The sequence below is a fragment of the Serratia sp. CC22-02 genome, from assembly GCF_900182895.1.
GTDB lineage: Bacteria > Pseudomonadota > Gammaproteobacteria > Enterobacterales > Enterobacteriaceae > Serratia > Serratia nevei.
This window is the reverse complement of record NZ_FXUD01000008.1, coordinates 19966-41902: the sequence shown is the minus strand read 5'-3', so window position 1 is coordinate 41902 and position 21937 is coordinate 19966. Positions and strand designations below refer to the sequence as shown.

Here is a 21937-nt window from a genome sequence, read left to right as displayed (position 1 = left end):
GCGTGGCGTTTTGAATTCGGATTAGTGACAAATTCTTATAAATTTGCCCCCTGCCAGGCCAGCTGCAGCGCGATGCCCCACATCACCAGCCCGACCAGCGCGTTGATGATGCGCTGCGCCCGCTGCGTGTTCAGCCACGGCGCCAGCCAGGAGGCCAGCAGCGCCAGCCCGAAGAACCACACCGCCGACGCGCTGACCGCCCCGAGCGCGAACCAGGAGCGCACGTCCGCCGTCAGCTGTCCGCCCAAACTGCCGAGCACCACAAAGGTATCCAGATAAACGTGCGGGTTCAGCCAGGTGACCGCCAGCATGGTGACCACGATGCGCCAGCGGCTCTGCGCCAGCTCCTGCGCCGCGGCCTGCGCCGGTTGCGGGCTGAAGGCGGAACGGAACGCGCCCCACCCGTACCACAGCAGAAACGCCACCCCGCCCCAGGTGACCAGCGCCAGCAGCAGCGGCGAGCGGGTCAGCAAGGCGCTGCCGCCGAAAATACCGGCGCAGATCAGCACGATATCGCTCAATGCGCACAGCGAAGCAATCATCAAATGATACTGGCGGCGAATGCCCTGATTCATCACGAATACGTTCTGCGGGCCCAGCGGCAGGATCATGGCGGCGCTCAGGGCAAAGCCCTGCAGGAAGACGGCTAGCATGGGGATTCCTCGAATGATAAAAGGCGCCGGACGAGGGCGCGTGTCGGTCAACACGCGCATCATACGAGGAAGCGATCATTAGGTGAAATTGATATTTCTAATCCAGTATCAGCGACGCTAATACTCAAATCGGCGTGACGAAACCCAGCTCCTGCGAGATGCGTTGCGCGGTGGCCAGCACCGGTTTAATCAGGCTTTTGACGCCGATTTGCTGCAGCTTGGCGGTCGGCAGAGAAACCGACACCGCATAAGGCACGCGCTGTTGAATATCGAACACCGGCGCCGCCACGCAGGAGACCCCCAGCTCGTTTTCCTCGCGATCCATCGCCATGCCGCGCTGGCGAATATCGGCCAACTCCTCATGCATCTTCGGCAGCTCGGTAATGGTATTGCGCGTCAGCGTCTGAATCTCTTGCTGGTGAGTCTGCCAGTAGTGGGCCGGGTAATCGTCGTTGCCGTAGGCCATGAAGATTTTCCCCATCGCCGAACAGTACAGCGGCATATGCTGGCCGATATAGGCGCGGGTGCGCATCATGCCGGTGGTCGGCTCCAGCTTGTAGATCAGGATGACGTGGTCGTCTTCGCGGCTGGAGAAGTTGACCGTCTCCCCCACTTCCAGGTTCAGCTGTTCCAAATGCGGCGCGGCCACGTGAATGATATTGAGTGACGACAGCGCCTTCTGGCCGATGGAAATGAACTTGGTGGTCAGGCGGTAGCTGCCTGGCGACGGCGCCTGGGTCACATAGCCGCTGGTGTGTAACCCCTGAAGCAAGCGGTGCACCGTGCTCTTGTTCATACCGGCCAGCTCGGACAGATGCGCCAGCGGACATCCGTTGGGGAAATTGCTCAGGATCTCAATCAACTGCAAACCGCGGAACAGGCTTTGGCTGCCCAGCGGTTTGTCTTTCTTGTCATCTTTCTCGTCGACGGCTTTCAGGCTCATAGCGAAAATCTCTCCAGTGTCGAACCGCCAACCGGCGCTGCGGCGAAGTCAGCAGGCTCTTTGCCGGGCATGTTACCCCAAGGCCTGCATCAGGTGAAGACGGAACGCCGTTTCATTGTCCGCAGCGGGCCAAAAATCCGCAATATTTCCCCCTCATTGAAGTGAGCCATCGGTCACACTTCCGTAAAGTAAAAAATAACTCATTGTTTAATATAAAAAATTAAAACCTCATCGCCTTTGATTTAGCGCAACGAACGTCATATTATTTTTGAAATTGTATTTCGCATGTTGAAATTTAAAGGCCAGATACTCACCAGCGGTTTAGCTGATTTGCCCGGCATCTTCGCACGGGCGCAACACCAGGGGCGCATCACATGACTATCGATAATGCGGCACAACCCATCCTTACCCTCAGCCACATCGTCAAACGATTTGGCGGCAACGTGGCGGTCAACGACGTCAGCCTGCAGGTGATGCCGGGCGAGGTTCTGGCGCTGCTGGGCGAAAACGGCGCCGGCAAATCGACGCTGATCAAAGTGCTGGCGGGCGTCTACCCGCGCGACGGCGGCGATATTCGTTTTCAGGGCGCAAGCATCGCCTCCGCCGCCGCGATAAAAAGCGCCAGCCGCCAGCCGATCGCCTTTATTCATCAGGATCTCGGCCTGATTGAATGGATGACGGTGGCGGAGAACATGGCGCTGGTGATGGGGTTTCCCCGCCGCTTTGGGTTGATCGACTGGCGCGCCATTCGCCGCCGGGCGGCGCAGGCGCTGCACGACGTCGGCATCGCGCTCGATCCCGATGCGCGCGTCTTCGAACTGTCGCGCACCGAAAAATCGCTGCTGGCGATCGCCCGCGCGGTGGCGGTCAACGCCGAGCTGCTGGTGCTGGATGAACCGACCGCCTCCCTGCCCGCCAACGACGTGCGCCATCTGTTCGCCGTGATCAACCGGCTGCGCGCCAAAAAGGTCGGCATGATTTACGTCACCCACCGTCTGGACGAAGTGATCGAAATCGCCGATCGGGTCTGCGTAATGCGCGACGGGCGCTATGTCGCCGGCGGCCGCACCGCCGACTACTCGCTGCGCGATCTGGTGCAAACCATCGTCGGCGAAGCGATGGCGGACGATCAGCGCGAACCGCTGCCGGAACATCGTCCGCCGGTGCTGCAGCTCGATAGCGTCACGGTAGGCGACATCGGCCCGGTGAGCTTCGATTTGCAGCCGGGCGAGATGCTGGCGCTGGCCGGCCTGCGCGGGGCCGGGCAAGAAGAGATTGGCAGGCTGCTGTTCGGGTTGCGCCAGGCCGACGGCGGCGCGATTCGGTTTCGCGATCGGCCCTATCAGGCGAGCTCCCCGCAGCAGGCGATGGCGTGCGGCGTTTCGCTGGTGGCGGGCGATCGCACCGGCGAAAGCCTGGTGATGTCGATGAGCGTGCGTGAAAACCTGTTTATCAACCCCTGCGCCAGCGGCCACCGGCTGCTCTCCCGCTACGGGCGGCGAGCGGAGATCGGCGCCAGTTGGTGGAAGGTGCAGCTGTTCGACGTACGCCCCAAGGACGTCAATATCGATATCAGCGCGCTGTCCGGCGGCAACCAGCAAAAGGTGGTGATGGCGCGCTGGATGCATCTGGGGGCGCCGCTGCTGATCCTCGAAGATCCCACCGCCGGCGTGGACGTCGGCGCGCGAGCGGAAATCTACCACCTGCTGAATAAATCCCTGGCGGAAGGCGTGGCGGTGCTGGTGATCTCCAACGATTTCGAGGAGATCGCCCATATTTGCAACCGCGCACTGGTATTCAACCGCGGGAAAGTGGTCGGCGAGCTGAAAAATCAGCAGGTGTCATTCGCCAATTTATTGGAGCTGGCCTCTGCCAGCACCGGGGAAAGCGTCGCAATCACGTCAGAATCCGAGGTAGGCCATGTCTAAAACATCCGTTAAATCAACCGCGTTGGAGCAGCGCGTCAGTCTGGCGCAGGACGGCGCCGGTCCGTGGCTGATGCAGGTCCTCACCCGCTATGGCCTGCTGCTGCTGTGCATCGCGCTGGTCGTGCTGTTCTCACTGCTCACCCCCTCCTTCGCATCGATGCTGACGCTGCAGGCTATCTTGTCGAGCAAGGCCAAAATCGCCCTGTTGGCGCTGGCGGCGACCATCCCGATGATCGTAGGCAAGATCGATCTTAACGTCGGTTTCGGCATTGTGCTGTGGCACATTCTGGCGATCACGCTGCAGGTGGAATACGGCTTCTCCTGGCAGATGGCGGTGCTGACGGTGCTGGCGATCTCGGCGCTGTACGGGCTGCTGAACGGCATTCTGGTGGCGCTGGCCGATATCGACAGCTTCGTCGCCACTCTCGGCTCCGGCACCGTACTGTACGCCATTGCCCTGTGGCACTCCGGTGGGCGGCAGATCGTCGGCGACTTGCCGGATGCCTTTATCGCACTGCACCACACCGAGATCGCCGGCATTCCAATCGTGGCGTTTTACGTGCTGATCGTCGCGGTGGTGCTGTGGCTCATCACCGAACACACCCCGCTCGGCCGCTGCATGTATGCGGTGGGCGGCAACCCGGCGGCGGCGCGCCTGAACGGCATCTCGGTCAACCGCTTTACCATCGGCGCCTTCATCACCTCCAGCGTGCTCACCGGTTTCAGCGGCGTGTTGATCGCCGCCGAACAGGGCGTCGGCCAGGCCAGCGTCGGCATGGACTATCTGCTGCCGGCGCTGGTCGGCGCCTTCCTCGGCAGCACCACCATTCGCCCAGGGCGCGTCAACGTCTGGGGTACCGTGGTCGGCATCGCCATTCTGGCTATCGGCATCGCCGGCATTCAGCAGTTCGGCGGCGAATTCTGGGTCGAGCCGCTGTTCAACGGCGCGACGCTGTTGCTGTCGATCACCCTGGCCGGCTATGCCCAACGCCGTCGGCTGCTCAATCAGAAAGCGGTACAACGCAGCCAGGCGACGCCGGCTGACAACAACAATCAGACAGCGACCCACCCTTAAACCAGGAGCACACCATGAAACGCATTTGGCTGTTACCGGGGTTCACCACATTCTTGCTCGCCGCATCGCCGGCCTGGGCCGACGCCTATCTCGATCAGGCCACCGCCGCCGTCGCGAAGGCTACCGCCAGCGCCACCCAGTGGGACGGCCCCACCAGCGGCCCGCAGCTGCAGGCCAACAAGAAGATCATTTTTATCGCCTCCGACATGAAGAACGGCGGCGTGCAAGGGGTGCAACAGGGGTTGAGCGAAGCGGCGAAAGCCGCCGGCTGGAAGCTGGAAACGCTCGACGGCGGCGGCTCGGTGAAAGATCAGCTGGCATCGCTCAATCAGGCCATCGCCCAAAAACCGGACGGCATCGTGATCGGCGGCTGGAACCCTAACGTCGCCAAGATCCCGCTGAAAAAGGCCGTGCAGCAGGGCATCGTGCTGACCGCCTGGCACGCGGTGCCGGAACCGGGCCCCATCGCCAAATACAACGTGTTCTATAACGTCACGTCGGATTCCAACGAAGTAGCGCGCATCGCCGCGCAATACGCGGTGGTGCAGTCCGGCGGCAAAGCGAGCGTGTTGATCTTCACCGACTCGCTGTACCAAATCGCCTTGGACAAGGCCAACGTCATGAAAGAAGAGATCGCCAAATGCAGCGGCTGTACGCTGCTGGAATTCATCGACACGCCGCTGGCCGATACCGCCAACCGCATGCCGGCGATGACCTTCAGCCTGCTGCAGAAGTACGGCGACAAATTCCAATATGCGCTGGCGATCAACGATCTGTACTTCGACTTTATGGCGCCGGCGCTGAAGACCGCCGGCAAAGGCGGCAAGAACGCACCTTACAACGTCTCGGCCGGCGACGGTTCGATCTCCGCTTATCAGCGTATCCGTTCGGGCGACAGCCAGTCGGCGACGGTGCCGGAACCCTTGAAGCTGCACGGTTGGCAACTGCTGGACGAATTCAACCGCGCCTTCGCCAAGCAGCCGCCTTCCGGCTACGTCACCCCAGCGCATCTGGTGACCCGCGACAATATCGCCGCCGACGGCGGCGCCAATAACCTGTATGACCCGCAAAACGATTACCAGGGCCACTACAAAGCGATCTGGGGCGTGAAGTGAACGGCGATTCATTGCACGCACACGCCCGGCTCGAGCGCCTGTGTTCGCCGGCGATCTGGGCCGAGGGGCCGGTCTGGCTGCCGCAGGAGGATGCGGTGGTGTTCAGCGACGTGAAAGGCAATCGCATGTTCCGCTGGTCGCGCCGGGGTGAGCTGACCCTATACCGCTCGCCGTCGCACTACGCCAACGGCAATGCGTGCGACGGCGAAGGGCGCGTGGTCAGCTGCGAACACGGGCGGCGCGGCATCAGCCGCACCGAAAGCGATGGCGAGGTGCGCCTGTTGATCGATCGCGTCGACGGCAAGCGCTTTAACTCGCCGAACGACGTGGCGGTGCGTTCCGACGGCACCCTGTGGTTCACCGATCCGCCTTACGGCATCATCGGCGACGAAGAGGGCTACAAATCAGAAAGCCAGGTAATCGGCTGCTATCTCTACAGCTTCGATCCACGCGACGGTTCGCTGACTATCGCCGCCTGCGACCTGCAGCGCCCAAACGGCCTGGCGTTTTCACCGGATGAAAAATGGCTGTACGTCGCGGACATGTCGATCGTGGATTTTCCGACGCTGGGCCGCCGCGAGCTGCGCGTCTATGCGGTCAACGGCCGCGAGCTGGAAGCCGGCCGCCGTTTTGCAACGGTGGGGCCCGGTTTTCCGGACGGCTTCTGCGTCGATCGAGCCGGCAATCTGTTTTGCAGCTGTGCCGACGGCGTGCTGGTCTTTGATCCACAGGGGCGACAGATCGACAAAATCAGCGTGCCGGAACGCGTCTCCAATTGTACCTTCGGCGGCCCGAACGGCGATGAACTCTATATCACCGCCACCACCTCGCTCTACCGCATGGTGCTGAACACCCGCGGTTAGCCGGGATCTCGCAAGACGCAGGGTGGGTTTCGATCCGCCCTGCTTTGTCACGTCTGAAGCACGCCATCTCCACCAAAATGTGGCGACGATCACAAAATCACCACTCAATTTTAACGTCATGTTTTTCATGAATAATTTTACTCCCCCTTGCTTTGACTTCCCTGAATCGCCGGGATAGCATTTATTTGAAATGCAATTTCGTATATTGAAATTTAGCGAACCGAAAACAGGCGATTCGCACAGGTGGAGATCCGGCATGAGAGTGAGTTACAGCGAGTTAAAACACCAATTCAAACGCGTGCTGCTGGCGCGCGGCGTGGCGGAGCACACCGCCGATGACTGCGCCGGCATGTTCGCCGACACCACCGCCAGCGGCGTTTATTCCCACGGCGTTAACCGCTTTCCGCGCTTTATTCAGCAGCTGGACGCCGGTGATATCGTGCCGGACGCCGAACCCAGCAAACTGTTGTCTCTGGGGGCGATCGAGCAATGGGATGCGCACCAGGGCATCGGCAACCTTACCGCCCGCCGCATGATGGATCGCGCCATGCAATTAGCCGACGATCATGGCATCGGCCTGGTGGCGCTGCGCAACGCCAACCACTGGATGCGCGGCGGCGGCTACGGCTGGCAGGCGGCGGAGAAAGGCTATATCGGCATTTGCTGGACTAACTCGATCGCCGTGATGCCGCCGTGGGGCGCCAAAACGTGCCGTATCGGCACCAACCCGCTGATCGTCGCCGTACCCGGCAACCCGATCACCATGGTGGACATGTCGATGTCGATGTTTTCCTACGGCGCGCTGGAGCTGAACCGGCTGGCGGGCAAAACCCTGCCGGTGGACGGCGGCTTCGACAACGACGGCCGCCTGACCCGCGATCCGGCGACCATCGAGGAGAACCGGCGCATTCTACCGATGGGGTACTGGAAAGGATCGGCGCTGTCGATCGTGCTGGACATGATCGCCACCCTGCTGTCCGGCGGTGCCTCGGTGGCGGAAGTGACGGAAGATCACCGCGATGAATACGGCGTCTCGCAGGTGTTCATCGCGATTGAGATAGACCGGTTGATCGACGGCGACAGCCGCGATCAAAAACTGCAGCGCATCATGGATTACGTCACCAGCGCCGAACGGGACAATCCCGACGTCGCCATTCGCCTGCCGGGCCACAAGTTCCCGCGCATTCTGGAAGAAAACCTGCGCGACGGCATTCCGGTCGACGAACGGGTTTGGGCGCGCATTCAGGCGCTGTAACGGGAGGATCATCATGATATTCGGCCACATCGCCAACACCGCGCCCGAGCAGTACCCGGCGCCGGTCGCCAACGCCGTCGCCTATTTGCAGCGCACCGATTTCAGCGTCTTGCCCGCAGGGCGCTATGAAGATCCCGCCACCGGCTACGTGGTGCAAGTGCTGGATCTGCATACCCAACCGCCGGATGCGCTGCGCCCGGAAGTACACCGGCAAAACGTCGACGTGCAGTTTCTGGTCAGCGGTACCGAGCTTATCGGCGTAGCGGCGGACAACGGCGACAACGTCATTCATCAGGAGCTGCTGGCACAGCGCGACATCCTGTTTTATCAGGACGTGACCGACGAATCCTGGCTCACGATGCGGCCCGGCAACTTCGCGGTATTTTTTCCGCAGGACGTGCATCGCCCGGCCTGCATTAACCAACGCCCCTGCGCGATACGCAAGGTGGTGGTGAAGATACCGCTGGCGTCGTTTAGCGCCTGATAGACGCAACACCCGTAACGATAACAACACCGGTCCATGAGGCCTGTGCGGGCGCCCTTGCGCCCAAATCAAGCAAAACAATAACGCCCGACCCTACAAAAAGCGAACATCGAAAGAGGTCCTTATGAATACAGCCTCCGTTTCCGTCAGCCAAAGCCAGGCGATACCCAAGCTCCGCTGGCTGAGGATCGTGCCGCCGATCCTCATTACCTGCATCATTTCTTACATGGACCGGGTCAACATCGCCTTCGCCATGCCCGGTGGCATGGATGACGAACTCGGCATCACCGCCTCGATGGCCGGGCTGGCCGGCGGCATCTTCTTCATCGGTTACCTGTTTCTGCAGGTGCCCGGCGGCAAGCTGGCGGTATACGGCAACGGCAAGAAATTCATCGGCTGGTCACTGTTGGCCTGGGCGGTGATCTCGGTACTGACCGGCCTGGTCACCAACCAGTACCAGCTGCTGTTCCTGCGCTTCGCCCTCGGCGTTTCCGAAGGCGGCATGCTGCCGGTGGTGCTGACCATGATCAGCAACTGGTTCCCGGATAAGGAGCGCGGCCGCGCCAACGCCATCGTCATCATGTTCGTACCGATCGCCGGCATTCTCACCGCCCCGCTGTCGGGTTGGATCATCACCGCCTGGGACTGGCGCATGCTGTTCCTGGTGGAGGGCGCTCTCTCGCTGGTGGTGATGGCGCTGTGGTATTTCACCATCAGCAACCGGCCCCAAGAGGCCAAATGGATCTCGCAGGCGGAAAAAGAGTATCTGGTGAAGACCCTGCACGACGAACAGCTGCTGATCAAAGGAAAAACGGTGCGCAACGCCTCGCTGCGCCGGGTGCTGGGCGACCGGATCATGTGGCAGCTGATCCTGGTGAATTTCTTCTACCAGACCGGTATCTACGGCTACACCCTGTGGCTGCCGACCATTTTGAAAGGGCTGACCCACGGCGATATGGAGCAAGTGGGCCTGCTGGCTATCTTGCCCTATATCGGCGCCATCTTCGGCATGCTGATCATCTCCACCCTCTCCGATCGCACCGGCAAGCGCAAAGTCTTCGTCGCCCTGCCGTTAGCCTGCTTTGCCGCCTGCATGGCGCTGTCGGTGCTGCTGAAGGATCACGTCTGGTGGTCTTACGCTGCGCTGGTCGGCTGCGGCGTGTTTATTCAGGCGGCGGCCGGGGTGTTCTGGACCATCCCGCCCAAATTATTCAACGCTGAAGTGGCCGGCGGCGCGCGCGGCGTGATCAATGCGCTGGGCAACCTCGGCGGCTTTTGCGGCCCGTATATGGTCGGCGTCCTGATCAGCCTGTTCAGCAAGGATGTCGGCGTCTACAGCCTGGCAGCCTCGTTGGCGATCGCCTCCGTGCTGGCGTTGATGTTGCCCAATAAATGCGACCACAGCGCGAGGAGCGAATGATGGAATATTGGCTGGGGCTCGACTGCGGCGGCACCTTCATCAAGGCGGGTTTATACGACCGCAGGGGCCATGAACACGGCGTTGCGCGGCGCAATCTGGCGATCGTCGCGCCGCAGCCCGGCTGGGCCGAGCGCGATATGGCGTCGCTGTGGCGCACCGCCGCCGACGTGATCCGTGAAGTGCTGTCCGCCAGCGGCGTCGCCGCCGGCGCCATCCAGGCCATCGGCATCTCGGCGCAGGGTAAGGGGGCGTTTTTGCTGGATAAGCAGGGGCAGCCGCTGGGCAACGCCATGCTCTCTTCCGATCAGCGCGCGCTGGCGCTGGTGCAGGAATGGCAACGGCAGGGCGTGCCGCAGGCGCTGTATCCGCAAACGCGCCAAACGCTGTGGACCGGGCACCCGGTCTCGCTGCTGCGCTGGCTGAAGCGGCATCAGCCGGAACGTTACGCCCGCATCGGCAGCGTGCTGATGGCGCACGACTACCTGCGCTATTGCCTGACCGGCGAGCTGGCCTGCGAAGAAACCAATATCTCCGAATCCAACCTGTATCAGATGCGCAGCGGACGCTATGACCCGGCGCTGGCGCAGCTGCTGGGTATCGGCGACATCATGCCCGCCCTGCCGACGATTGTCGGTTCGGCCGAGATCGCCGGGCGCATCGAGGCAAACGCCGCGGCCATCACCGGCCTGCAAACCGGCACCCCGGTGGTCGGCGGGTTGTTCGACGTGGTGTCCACCGCGCTGTGCGCCGGCCTGCAGGACGAAACCCGACTCAATGCGGTGATGGGGACCTGGTCGGTCACCAGCGGCATCACCGACGCCATCGTCGAGGGTTTCGATCATCCCTTTGTCTATGGCCGCCACGCCGAAAACGGCCAATACATCGTGCACGAAGCCAGCCCCACTTCCGCCGCCAACCTGGAATGGTTCTGTCACCAATGGGGGCTGCAGGACTACGACCAGCTTAACCGCTGGGTCGCCGCCCTGCCGAAAGCCGCCGGCGATCTGCTGTTCGCCCCTTTCCTGTATGGCTCCAACGCCGGCCTGGGGCTGAGCGCCAGCTTCTACGGTCTGCAGGCCTTCCACCAGCGCGAGCACCTGGTGCAGGCGATCTACGAAGGCGTGGTGTTCTGCCACATGACGCACCTTAACCGCATGCGCCGGCGTTTCCCTGAGGCGCAGGCGCTGCGCGTGACCGGCGGCCCCGCCAAATCCCTCCCCTGGATGCAAATGTTCGCCGACGTCAGCGGCCTGCCGGTTGAGCTGCCGCAGGTGGAAGAAACCGGCTGTCTGGGCGCGGCGATGGCGGCCATGGTCGGCAGCGGCGTCTTCAACGATTTCACCGCCGCCCAGCACCGGCTGGCGCCGCGTATCGAGCGGCTGCTGCCGGATGCGGCCGCTGCCGAAGCTTACGACAACAAACACCAACGTTATCAGGCGCTGATTGCTGCATTGCAACATCTGCAGCCCGCCAACAAGGAGGCCCCATGAGCACGAAACCGCGCCTGCAGCTGGCGCTCGATCAAACCCGTTTGGATACGGCGCTGCGCACCGCCGAGACCCTCAGCCCCCATGTGGACATCATCGAGGCCGGTACCATTTTGTGCATCAGCGCCGGCATTCAGGCGGTTAGCGCGCTGCGCGAGCGCTGTCCGCAGCACACGCTGGTGGCCGATCTCAAGGTAGCCGACGCCGGTGCGACGCTGGCCGAGCAGGCCTTCGGCCAGGGCGCGAACTGGATGACGGTGATCTGCGCCGCGCCGTTGGCCACCATGGCCAGCGCGCGGGAGGTCGCCGAGCGTCACGGCGGTGAAATCCAGATCGAACTGTTCGGCCGCTGGACATTGGAGGATGCGCGGCAATGGCGCGGACTCGGCATTCGCCAGGCGATCTATCACCGCGGCCGCGACGCGCAGGCCAGCGGGCAAACCTGGGGCCGGCAGGATTTGGATCGGATGAAGGCGCTGTCCGATCTGGGCATCGCGCTGTCGGTGACCGGCGGCATCACGCCCACCGACCTGCCGCTGTTTAAAGAGATCGCCGTCACCGCCTTTATCGCCGGCCGCGCGCTGGCCGAGGCCGGCGATCCGCCGGCGGCCGCCAGGCAGTTCCGCACCGCCATCGATGACATCTGGAGATCATGATATGCGTCAGCACCCGTTGGGAATTTACGAGAAAGCGCTGCCGAAACACCTGAGCTGGCCCGAACGCCTGGCGCTGGCCAAGGCCTGCGGCTTCGACTTCGTCGAAATGTCGGTGGACGAAAGCGATGAACGCCTGGCGCGCCTGAGCTGGAGCAAAGCGCAGCGCCTGGCGCTGGTGGATGCCATGCTGGAAACCGGCATCCGCATCCCGTCGATGTGCCTCTCCGGCCACCGGCGCTTTCCGTTTGGCAGCCACGATCCGGCGCTGCGACAGCGCGCCTTCGACGTGATGGAACAGGCCATTCAGCTGGCCCAAGAAGTCGGTATCCGCACCATCCAACTGGCCGGCTACGACGTGTATTACGAAGAGCAGGACGAGGGGACGCTGGCGCGCTTTAGCGAAGGCATGCAGTGGGCGGTAGACCGTGCCGCCGCCGCCCAGGTGATGCTGGCGGTGGAAATTATGGATACCGCCTTTATGAACTCGATCGGGAAATGGAAAGCCTGGGACACCCTGTTGGCCTCGCCGTGGTTCACGGTGTATCCGGACGTCGGCAACCTCAGCGCCTGGGGCAACGACGTGCCGCGTGAATTGGAGTTGGGCATCGATCGCATCGCCGCCATTCACCTGAAAGACACCTACCCGGTCACCGCCACTTCGCCGGGGCAATTCCGTGACGTGCCGTTTGGCGAAGGCTGCGTCGACTTCGTCGAGGTGTTTCGCACGCTGCAGCGCCTCAATTACCGCGGCGCATTCCTGATTGAGATGTGGACAGAAAAAGCCGAGGAGCCGGTGGCCGAGATCGTTCAGGCCCGCCGCTGGATCGAACAGAAAATGCAACAAGGGGGCATGACATGCTGACTCAGTTAAAACAACAGGTGCTGGAGGCCAATCTCGATCTGCCGCGCCATAATCTGGTGACCTTTACCTGGGGCAACGTCAGCGCGGTGGATCGCGAACGCGGTCTGGTGGTGATCAAGCCTTCCGGCGTTGAATACGAGCATATGACGGCGGAGGATATGGTGGTGGTCGATCTGGCCAGCGGCCGCACCGTCGAGGGGGCAAAAAAACCGTCGTCGGACACCGCCACCCATCTGGCGCTGTACCGCGAATTTGCCGATATCGGCGGCATCGTCCACACCCATTCGCGCCACGCCACCATCTGGGCGCAGGCCGGGCTGGACATCCCCGCCTGGGGAACCACCCACGCCGACTATTTTTATGGCGCGATCCCCTGCACTCGCCTGATGACCCAGGATGAAATTGAGCACGATTACGAACTGGAAACCGGCAACGTGATTATCGAAACCTTCCGCCGGCGCGATATCAATCCCAACGCTATCCCAGCGGTACTGGTCAATGCCCACGGCCCCTTCGCCTGGGGCAAAGACGCCCACAACGCGGTGCATAATGCGGTGGTGCTGGAAGAAATTGCCTACATGGGCATTTTCTCGCGCCAGCTGACGCCGGGCATTCACAGCATGCAGCGCGAGCTGTTGGACAAACACTATCTGCGCAAACACGGCCAAAACGCCTACTACGGGCAGTAGGTCCGCCGGGGCCCCAGCCGTTGCACCCGATGCTTTGCCGCATCGGGTGCAACGGGCATGAGGCGCAGTGTAGCGAAAACCGCATTCGCTCATCGACGCGAAATTCGCTATCATCCGCACCCACCCTCCAGCCGGCCGCCCGATGTCTACGATCACCGATACCTTTATCGCCCCGCCATGCCATGACCAAATAGAGATCCTCTATCAGGACGATCATCTGGCGCTGATCAATAAGCCGGCCGGGCTGCTCAGCCTGTCGGGCAAGAATCCGCAGAATCTCGATTCGGTACACCATCGGCTGGTACAGATCTTCCCCGGCTGCGCCCTGGTGCACCGCCTGGATTTCGGCACGTCCGGGTTGATGGTGGTGGCCCGCAACAAGGCCGCCAACGCCGCGCTCTGCCGGCAGTTCAGCGAGCGCACCGTCAGCAAAGTGTACAACGCGCTGCTCTGCGGCCATCTGGCGGATAACGAAGGGGTCATAGACGCGGCAATCGCCAAAGATCCGGCGCTGTTCCCGCTGATGTCAATTTGCGCCCTCCACGGCAAACCCGCCCGCTCCCGCTATCGGGTCGTCGAGCGTTTTTATCGTGAAGCGGAGGGCGGGATCTCGCTGCCGCTGACGCGGGTGCAGCTCACCCCAGAGACTGGGCGCACCCACCAGCTGCGTATTCACAGTCGGCAGTTGGGCCACCCTATTTTAGGTTGCGATCTGTATGGCGGGCGTCTGCTGCCGGGTACCGAACAGACGCCGCGGCTGATGCTGCACGCCAGCGAGCTGGACTTTGTGCACCCCGTCAGTGGAGAGCGGATCGCCGCTCGTCACGCCGCGCCGTTCTGAACGCGGTTTACCACATCAAATCGTCAGGCACTTTGAAGTCGGCGTACGGATCGTCTTCATCCTGCTCTTCCTGACTCAGCGCGCTGTGCAGCACAATGCTGGCCGCATCGCGCTGCGCGATTTTATCGGCGACGCTCGCAGGGATAATCGCATATTCACACTCTTCGCGGTTCTCGACCACCAAGCGGGCAATGGCGAGACGGCCATTGATCAGCTGGGTCTGCGTCGCCTTATCCACCAGGATTTTCTTGATCAGGTTACCGTCGGTGAAGTTGAAACCGATATCGCCTTTCGCCAGGACGATGCGGTTCATCTCGATCAGCTGCTTCACCTGCGCCTTGTATTCTTTGGACAGCGCGGCCTGCTTTTGCTGCTCGCTCAGCTGCTTATCGCGCTCAAGCTGCGCCTTTTTATTCTCTTCCACCGCCTCTCTGGCCTCACGGGCCTGAACGCGTGATTTTTTAGCCGTTCTTTGGACTTTGGCCATTTTCTTGCTGGTAACCAAGCCCGCTTTGAGCATCTGCTCTTGTAAGGTGAGTTTTGTCATGTTCGTGTCTGAAGCCGTGGGGTCATGGGGGGATTATACCTGTAATTTTTCAGGCTGCACCAGGTTGCCGACCCGGTACGTTGGCGGTTTGCGCCGCAGGGCAACGGCGGCAAACCGGCCCGAACGCCAGATCATGAATACCGCTCATGTAGTAATGAAATTAAGTCTCTTTCACTCCCATCGGGACTCTGGCAAAAATAGACCTCATTAACGACAGACAATATGAAATCGGCTGAATAAAAAAAGAGAAAAACAACCCATTGAAAGAAATGGATAAATCCAGCCTTCATATCATATAACAGGATGCTATAAGACGATGAATAGAGACTTTGCCTTTACGATTAAGAGCAGTTCTTTCGATGAAGATTATAACCCTTCTGAAAGTACGCGTATCACCACCAACTTCGCCAATTTGGCCAGAGGGGAAAACCGCCGGGAGAACCTGCGCAACACGCTGGTGATGATTAACAATCGCTTCAATTCGTTGGCGCATTGGGATAACCCCAAGGCCGACCGCTATTCGGTTGAGCTTGAAATCATTTCGGTTGAGATGCGCGTTGAAGTTAAGGGTGCCAGCTTCCCGGTGATTGAAATCCTGAAAACCAACATCATTGATAAAAAAACGCAAAAGCGTCTTGAGGGCATCGTCGGGAATAACTTCTCGTCTTACGTGCGCGATTACGACTTTAGCGTCTTGCTGCCGGCGCACAATAAAAACACGGCGGAATTCAACATTCCGGATGATTTCGGCGATTTGCACGGCAATATCTTTAAGCACTTCGTCAATTCAAACGCATACCATGAGAATTTCAGCAAACCGCCGGTGATCTGCCTCAGCGTGTCCAGCAAAGACACCTATCATCGGACGGGCAATCAACATCCGGTGTTGGGCGACGAATATCGGCAAGACGGCGCTTCGCTGACCGACCGGTATTTTAAAAAAATGGGCCTGCAGGTGCGCTACTTCATGCCGAAAAATAGCGTTGCGCCCCTGGCGTTTTATTTCCCCGGGGATTTGCTGAGCGATTACACCGATCTGGAACTGATCGGCACCATCAGCACGATGGAGACCTTCCAGAAAATCTATCGACCTGAAATTTACAATGCCAACTCGGCGGCGGGGCAATGCTATCAGCCAAGCCTGAATAACCAGGATCATTCATTAACCAAGATTGTTTACGATCGCGAAGAGCGTAGCCAGTTAGCGATTGAGCAGGGGAAATTTACGGAAGAGCAATTTATCAAGCCCTACAAGCCCATTCTTGAGCAATGGTCTGCTCACTACGCGCTTTGATTCACTCAAATACAGGTCATCTATTATGAAAATATTGCTCCCTACGTCGACCGCCGGCAGCTTGCCTAAACCTTCCTGGCTGGCCCAACCGGAAACCCTGTGGTCACCCTGGAAATTGCAGAATGAAGAATTAATCGAAGGGAAACAGGATGCTCTGCGTTTGTCGCTGGCTGAACAACAACAGGCCGGCATCGATATCGTCAGCGATGGCGAGCAAACGCGCCAGCACTTCGTCACGACGTTTATCGAGCACCTCAGCGGCGTCGATTTCGAGAAACGCGAAGTGGTTAAAATCCGCAATCGCTATGAGGCGAGCGTGCCGAGCGTCGTGGGGGCGGTCGCGCGCCAAAAGCCCGTGTTCGTTGAAGACGCCAAATTTTTACGCCAGCTGACCAAGCAGCCGATTAAATGGGCCCTGCCGGGGCCGATGACCATGATCGACACGCTCTATGACAACCACTATAAAAGCCGCGAAAAATTGGCCTGGGAATTCGCCAAGATCCTCAATCAGGAAGCCAAAGAGCTCGAGGCCGCCGGCGTCGACATTATTCAGTTTGATGAGCCCGCATTTAACGTGTTCTTTGACGAAGTGAATGACTGGGGCATCGCCGCCCTGGAAAGGGCCGTTGAGGGGCTTAAATGTGAAACGGCGGTGCATATCTGCTATGGATACGGCATTAAGGCCAACACCGACTGGAAAAAGACGCTGGGCTCTGAGTGGCGGCAATATGAAGAGGCGTTCCCCAAGCTGCAAACGTCTACTATCGATATTATCTCGCTGGAGTGCCATAACTCGCACGTCCCGATGGATCTGCTTGAACTGATTCGCGGTAAGAAAGTGATGGTTGGCGCCATTGATGTGGCGAATCATACCGTTGAGACGCCGGAAGAAGTGGCCGCTACGCTGCGCAAAGCGCTACAGTTTGTCGATGCCGACAAACTCTACCCGTCGACCAACTGCGGCATGGCTCCCCTGCCTCGTCAGGTCGCCAGCGGCAAGCTGAATGCCTTGAGTGCGGGCGCTGAGATCGTGCGCCGGGAACTGCTGGCCAAATAACCTCGCCAGCGCCTGCCGCAGGAGCCTCCTGCGGTGGGCGATGATCATCGACTCCCTCTCCCCGCAACGTCCCCCCTCTGGTGTATACTCGGGTTTCTACGCGATGCCAGCCACAGCGGCCTGAACGGCCCCTCAGCCAGCCCACAACAGCTTAATAACAGTGGAACCCTCATGAGCCCAGATACCGCTCGCATCAGCGAAATTATCGATCGCGCCAGGATCTCGCCCTATCAAATCCTCATCCTTACCCTGTGTTTCCTGATCGCCCTGCTGGACGGCTTCGATACCGCCATCATCGGCTATATCGCTCCGGCGCTGCGTGAAGAGTGGGGCCTGCAACCCTCGCAGCTTTCTCCCGCCTTCGGCGCGGGGCTGTTCGGCCTGCTGATCGGCAGCCTGCTGTTCGGGCCGATCGCCGACGCCATCGGCCGCAAACGCGTGCTGCTCGTCGCGGTGCTGGTGTTTGGCGGCTGCACCCTGGCTTCGGCCTATACGCAATCGATAGAATCCCTGACCTTGCTGCGCTTCATCACCGGCATTGGCCTCGGGGGGGCGATACCGACCTGCATTACCCTCAGCTCGGAGTACTCACCGGCGCGCCGCCGCATGCTGATGGTCACCCTGAGCTGGAGCGGCTTTACCGCCGGGCTGGCCCTGGGCGGCCTGCTGGCCGGGCAGATCATTCCGGCGTTCGGCTGGCGCGGCGTGCTGCTGGTCGGCGGCATTGCGCCATTGGCGCTGCTGCCGCTGCTGGCCTGGCAGATGCCCGAGTCGGTACGCTTTATGGCTGCCAACGCCAAACATGCCGATCGGCTGCGCCGGGTGGTCGAGCGTATCACCGGCCGGCGTTGGACGGGGGTCACCATCGTCGATGACGAACGCCCGGCACAGGCCAAGTCGCCGATCTCGCACCTGTTTATCGAAGGGCGCGCCGTGCGCACCCTGCTGCTGTGGGCGGCGTTCTTCTGCTCGCTGTTCGTGTTCTACCTGCTCACCAGCTGGCTGCCGACGATCCTCAAAGACGCCGGTTACGATATCGCCCACGCCTCGCGCATCGGGGCGATGGTGCCGCTCGGCGGCACCATGGGCGCCATCCTGATGGCGCTGCTGATGGATCGGATCGGGCCCTACCGCGTGCTGGCCGTCTCCTACCTGGGCGCTGCGCTGGTGATCGGCGCGACCGGGTATCTGATGGGCGACGTCTATACGCTGGCCGCCGTCGTGTTCCTGATTGGCTTCGGCGTGGCCGGTGCGCAAAACGGCCTGAACCTGGTCTCCGCCACCCTTTACCCGACCGCTGCCCGCGTGACCGGCGTCAGCTGGGCCATGGCCAATGGCCGCTTCGGTTCGATCGTCGGCTCGATGCTCGGCGCCTGGATGATGACCGCCGCCGGATCGGCGGAAGTGTTCTTCCTCTGGCTAGCGCTGCCGGCGCTGCTGGGCGCGGTCGCTATCTTCCTGCTCTATCGCCTCAGCCTGCATCGCCGCGCACCGCTCGCCAAGCCGGTCGCCGGCGCCTGAACTCGTGGAAAAGAAAAGGCCGAGACGCCTTCGATGGCGTCTCGGCCTCTCATGAAAAATCCTTAACCTATCGGTTATTTTTCAAAAGCGCTTGCCGCTATAGTGCACTGTTTTCCTTGTCATTGGCTTCCTTTATGCACTCATCGACATTTTTAAAATCATATTGCAGATAAACGCTCCCAATCCCACTATTGACGGCGGTCGCTTCAAGCATAATCCCCTGCAAATCGTTCTTGAACGGTTTATCTTTTTTCTCTTCCCAGTCAAAACCGAAATAGCGTTCTTTTTTAAGCAGCCCTATCATCCAATCACCAGGCTCTTTCCATAACGACCCCGGCAGCAGCACATCAGTGGCTTTTCCTTTGCCATAATTAGCGGTCAATGATTCAGCAATGTCCTTCACCTTGGACTTTAACGCCAACCCATAACTGTCCGTATTGATATCACCGCTAAGCGCGCGAATTCGGCATAAACCAACCTTGGGAGAGATGAGCAAAATGTAAGTTTCAAAGGCGTTATACGTTTTGGGGACGACCTCCGTAGTATAAATATTAAGACTATTCGGTATTGCCGTTAAGGTAACGCCTGTCATGTCCTCGACGTTCTGTTTCGTTAACCCCATTTGCAGGCCAAACGGCCCAATGCCAGGCGGAAGCAACGCGTCTTTCGCCACCGGATCTTCCTGCTGATTGGATTTTGAAGCGGTTGATGTTGCATGATGGGCTATCGTCGGGACGGCCAGGCCATATTTCGCCGACAGCAATTTTTGCTGCAACATCGCCAGACTTTGCTCTTGAGTGGCTATCGTTGCCTTTTTTATCGACCCCACCAGACCACCATCGTATTGTGCGGCCTCTTGTTTAGCGGTCGATATTTCCCGAGTCAGCGTTGCCAATTCAGCGGTGAGTTTTTCCGCCAGCTTCAGATCTGGCGACGTCTGGTTCGTGACAACCTCAACCTTTGCTCCAGACTCGATCGCATTGATTCGTTGCTGAATAAGCGCCTTGTTCGTTTTCAGAATTTCCAGTCGCGCCATCACCAGAGATTTAATCAAGCCGCCGCTTAACATGTCCTGCTGTTTAGCTGCGTTTTCAATCTCGGCATCCGTACTCACCAGCTCTGACTTTAAATCGGCTACCTGCTGTATTTGTTCAGGCGACAATGCTTTTGGCCCGCATCCAGAGATCAAGACGCTCAATAATGCGGCAATAACAGCCCTTTTCATTTCATCCTTTTCCTATCGACAATCCACAAGGAAACTATGGTATCAGAGGAGGAAACAGTAACAACGAAAAGTCGTTTTTACCGCGACTTATTGAGCTTCTCGCTATTACGCCCGCATCTGTTTGTCACAGGCTGCAATTTCCGAAAGCGCATATCGGCTTGGCGCTAATATCGATACAGCGGAGACAGAGTGAATGGCTGCCTGGCTAATACGGGGAAAATGACAATAAAAAAAGGGGCCAAGGCCCCCTTCTCTGTTATTCCGCCTTGGCGGAAGCGTCTTCGGTGCGATACAGGTGCACGTCCATCTGCGGGAACGGAATGCCGATGTTGTGGGCATCCAGCGCGCGCTTGAAGTTTTCCATCAAATCGAAGTACACGTTCCAGTATTCCGCGTTGGTGGTCCAGGAGCGGGTGACGAAGTTCAGGGAAGACGGTGCCATCTCGTTCAGACGCACAGTCACGCCTTTGGCATGCATGATTCGCTTGTCGGCGGCGATCACGTCGCCCAGCACCTTCTTCACCACGTCGATATCGGCATTGTAGGCCACGCCTACCACGATATCCACGCGGCGGTTCGGTTCACGGGAGTAGTTGATGATGTTGCCGGCGATGATTTTACCGTTCGGCACCACGATGGTTTTGTTGTCTGCGGTACGCAGGGTGGTGGAGAAAATCTGCACCTGATCGACGGTACCGGCCACGCCGCCCAGATCGACATATTCACCCACGCGCAGCGGGCGGAAGATCACCAGCAGCACGCCGGCGGCGAAGTTGGACAGCGACCCTTGCAGCGCCAGACCGACGGCCAAACCGGCGGCACCCAGCACGGCGATCACCGAGGTGGTCTGCACGCCAACGCGCCCCAGCACCGCGATGAAGGTGAACGCCAGCACGCCGTAGCGCACGATCGCCGACAGAAAGTCTGCCACCGTGGCGTCGATGCCGCGCAGCTTCATCACGCGGTTCAGCGCATTACCGACCACGCGGGCCACGATCGAACCGATGATCAGGATAACGATGGCGGCGACGATATTCACCGCGTACTGGATCAACAGATCCTGGTTCTTCACCAACCAGTCGCCGGCACCGTTGATGCCGTCTACTACATTCAAATCTTTCATTCGTGTCGTCCTAACTCAGTCCCTAATGGGAGAAACTCGCAAAAATACACTGGCCTCGGCGGCCAGTAGGAAACCACCGCCTAAGGGTAACCAACATTAAAGGCTCATGCCAACCGTCAGCGTTAAAAATAGCCGAAACCACCCGCCGCTTCTTCTATGCTGAGAACAGCGCGTTGGCCATTTCACGACAAGGGATCCGTTAATCATGCACATTCGCTCTTCGCTCAAACACTATTGGCAAGTGCGGCCCAGGCTGCTGTTTTCCGTCGGCGCCGGGCTGCTGTGCTTTCTGCTGCTGCCCGCCCAACTTTCGCTGCTGCAGCGCCTGATGATCGGCTGGAATACGCTGGCCTGGCTCTACCTGCTGTTTCTCTGGCGGTTAATGCTGATCAGCACGCCGCAGCACATTCGCCAGATCGCCCGGCGGCAGGATGAAAGCGCCAGTATGGTGCTGACGCTGGTCAGCCTCGGTTGCCTGGTCAGTTTACTCGCGATCCTGTTTGAACTGAGCAGCGCCAAACAGGTGGCCGGCTCTCTGAAGACGCTGCATTTGCTGCTGACCGGTGCCACGCTGGTGGTCTCCTGGCTGCTGCTGCCGACCGCCTTCACCATGCACTATGCCCACCAGTTTTATCGCCAGGGTGCACAGCAGGATCCTTTGCCGCTGCTGTTCCCCGGTAACCTCACCGAGCCGACCTATCTGGATTTCGCCTACTTCTCCTTCACCATTGCGGTGGCGTCACAAACCGCCGATGTGGCGGTCGGAGCAGCGGAGGTGCGTAAGGTCACCCTGCTGCAGTCGGTGATCTCCTTCGCGTTCAACATGCTGATCCTGGGCCTGTCTATCAACGTCGGCGCCGGCCTGCTGGGCTGAAAACGAAAAAGGCTCCCCGCAGGGA

21 protein-coding genes are annotated in these 21937 nt (G+C 59.9%); 16 read left to right on the top strand and 5 right to left on the bottom strand.

Annotation, left to right across the window (positions count from 1 at the left end; all coding sequences use genetic code 11):
• Positions 1-35: 35 nt before the first annotated feature.
• Together argO and QOL81_RS21455 are read right to left on the bottom strand one after the other, a co-directional pair.
• On the bottom strand, positions 36-653 hold the full coding sequence (gene argO, locus QOL81_RS21460) for an arginine exporter ArgO (protein ID WP_004931603.1): 618 nt from the start codon (positions 651-653) through the stop codon (positions 36-38).
• Between the two features lie 124 nt (positions 654-777).
• Positions 778-1596, bottom strand: coding sequence for an IclR family transcriptional regulator (locus tag QOL81_RS21455; protein ID WP_049199270.1), 819 nt, complete (start codon positions 1594-1596; stop codon positions 778-780).
• 374 nt (positions 1597-1970) lie between these two features.
• On the opposite strand from QOL81_RS21455, the gene QOL81_RS21450 reads away from it, so the two are divergent.
• The 12 genes from QOL81_RS21450 to QOL81_RS21395 all read left to right on the top strand — a co-directional run bounded on the left by QOL81_RS21450 (position 1971) and on the right by QOL81_RS21395 (position 14271).
• A complete protein-coding gene (locus QOL81_RS21450; RefSeq protein ID WP_049232328.1) occupies positions 1971-3524 on the top strand; it encodes a sugar ABC transporter ATP-binding protein in 1554 nt (517 codons plus the stop codon).
• Positions 3517-4599 carry an ABC transporter permease gene (locus QOL81_RS21445; protein WP_060441299.1) on the top strand — a complete coding sequence of 361 codons (1083 nt, stop codon included), beginning with the start codon at positions 3517-3519 and terminating at the stop codon, positions 4597-4599. The genes QOL81_RS21450 and QOL81_RS21445 overlap by 8 nt, the downstream gene beginning before the upstream one ends.
• Before the next feature lie 14 nt (positions 4600-4613).
• Positions 4614-5714, top strand: a complete 1101-nt coding sequence (locus tag QOL81_RS21440) for an ABC transporter substrate-binding protein (RefSeq protein WP_025304163.1) — start codon at positions 4614-4616, stop codon at positions 5712-5714.
• Positions 5711-6577, top strand: coding sequence for an SMP-30/gluconolactonase/LRE family protein (locus QOL81_RS21435; protein WP_060441298.1), 867 nt, complete (start codon positions 5711-5713; stop codon positions 6575-6577). The genes QOL81_RS21440 and QOL81_RS21435 overlap by 4 nt, the downstream gene beginning before the upstream one ends.
• Positions 6578-6833: 256 nt before the next feature.
• Entirely contained in the window at positions 6834-7832 is a 999-nt protein-coding gene (gene yiaK, locus QOL81_RS21430; protein ID WP_060422789.1) for a 3-dehydro-L-gulonate 2-dehydrogenase, read from the top strand.
• Between the two features lie 13 nt (positions 7833-7845).
• Positions 7846-8316 (top strand): NanQ anomerase/TabA/YiaL family protein, encoded by a 471-nt coding sequence (locus QOL81_RS21425; protein WP_060422785.1) that lies wholly within the window; start codon positions 7846-7848, stop codon positions 8314-8316.
• Between the two features lie 124 nt (positions 8317-8440).
• Positions 8441-9736, top strand: coding sequence for an MFS transporter (locus tag QOL81_RS21420; RefSeq protein WP_060422782.1), 1296 nt, complete (start codon positions 8441-8443; stop codon positions 9734-9736).
• Positions 9736-11226, top strand: a complete 1491-nt coding sequence (locus QOL81_RS21415; protein ID WP_060422779.1) for an FGGY-family carbohydrate kinase — start codon at positions 9736-9738, stop codon at positions 11224-11226. The genes QOL81_RS21420 and QOL81_RS21415 overlap by 1 nt, the downstream gene beginning before the upstream one ends.
• Positions 11223-11879 carry a 3-keto-L-gulonate-6-phosphate decarboxylase UlaD gene (gene ulaD / locus QOL81_RS21410; protein WP_070913828.1) on the top strand — a complete coding sequence of 219 codons (657 nt, stop codon included), beginning with the start codon at positions 11223-11225 and terminating at the stop codon, positions 11877-11879. The genes QOL81_RS21415 and ulaD overlap by 4 nt, the downstream gene beginning before the upstream one ends.
• 1 nt (position 11880) lies before the next feature.
• Positions 11881-12741, top strand: a complete 861-nt coding sequence (locus QOL81_RS21405; protein WP_060441293.1) for an L-ribulose-5-phosphate 3-epimerase — start codon at positions 11881-11883, stop codon at positions 12739-12741.
• Positions 12735-13430: an L-ribulose-5-phosphate 4-epimerase gene (gene araD, locus QOL81_RS21400; protein ID WP_060422769.1), complete on the top strand. Its 696-nt coding sequence runs from the start codon at positions 12735-12737 to the stop codon at positions 13428-13430. The genes QOL81_RS21405 and araD overlap by 7 nt, the downstream gene beginning before the upstream one ends.
• Positions 13431-13572: 142 nt before the next feature.
• Positions 13573-14271, top strand: a complete 699-nt coding sequence (locus QOL81_RS21395) for an RluA family pseudouridine synthase (protein WP_102985211.1) — start codon at positions 13573-13575, stop codon at positions 14269-14271.
• Positions 14272-14278: 7 nt separating this feature from the next.
• On the opposite strand, the gene QOL81_RS21390 is transcribed toward QOL81_RS21395, so the two are convergent.
• Positions 14279-14818 carry a DUF2058 domain-containing protein gene (locus tag QOL81_RS21390; protein WP_025160208.1) on the bottom strand — a complete coding sequence of 180 codons (540 nt, stop codon included), beginning with the start codon at positions 14816-14818 and terminating at the stop codon, positions 14279-14281.
• Between the two features lie 316 nt (positions 14819-15134).
• Between QOL81_RS21390 and QOL81_RS21385 the strand changes: the two genes are divergently transcribed.
• The 3 genes from QOL81_RS21385 to QOL81_RS21375 all read left to right on the top strand — a co-directional run bounded on the left by QOL81_RS21385 (position 15135) and on the right by QOL81_RS21375 (position 18690).
• On the top strand, positions 15135-16112 hold the full coding sequence (locus QOL81_RS21385; protein ID WP_187321694.1) for a DUF1852 domain-containing protein: 978 nt from the start codon (positions 15135-15137) through the stop codon (positions 16110-16112).
• Between the two features lie 25 nt (positions 16113-16137).
• Complete coding sequence (locus tag QOL81_RS21380) at positions 16138-17169, top strand: methionine synthase (RefSeq protein WP_033649411.1); 1032 nt, start codon at positions 16138-16140, stop codon at positions 17167-17169.
• A gap of 171 nt (positions 17170-17340) precedes the next feature.
• On the top strand, positions 17341-18690 hold the full coding sequence (locus QOL81_RS21375; RefSeq protein WP_283440021.1) for an MFS transporter: 1350 nt from the start codon (positions 17341-17343) through the stop codon (positions 18688-18690).
• Between the two features lie 97 nt (positions 18691-18787).
• Here the strand turns inward: QOL81_RS21375 and QOL81_RS21370 are convergent, their stop codons facing one another.
• Both QOL81_RS21370 and mscS read right to left on the bottom strand, forming a co-directional pair.
• Positions 18788-19915, bottom strand: a complete 1128-nt coding sequence (locus QOL81_RS21370; RefSeq protein ID WP_102985214.1) for a hypothetical protein — start codon at positions 19913-19915, stop codon at positions 18788-18790.
• A gap of 256 nt (positions 19916-20171) precedes the next feature.
• Positions 20172-21038, bottom strand: a complete 867-nt coding sequence (mscS, locus tag QOL81_RS21365) for a small-conductance mechanosensitive channel MscS (RefSeq protein ID WP_015378992.1) — start codon at positions 21036-21038, stop codon at positions 20172-20174.
• Between the two features lie 205 nt (positions 21039-21243).
• Here mscS and QOL81_RS21360 point away from each other — a divergent pair, with 205 nt between their 5' ends.
• A complete protein-coding gene (locus QOL81_RS21360; protein ID WP_048234646.1) occupies positions 21244-21912 on the top strand; it encodes a DUF1345 domain-containing protein in 669 nt (222 codons plus the stop codon).
• The last annotated feature ends 25 nt before the right edge of the window (positions 21913-21937 follow it).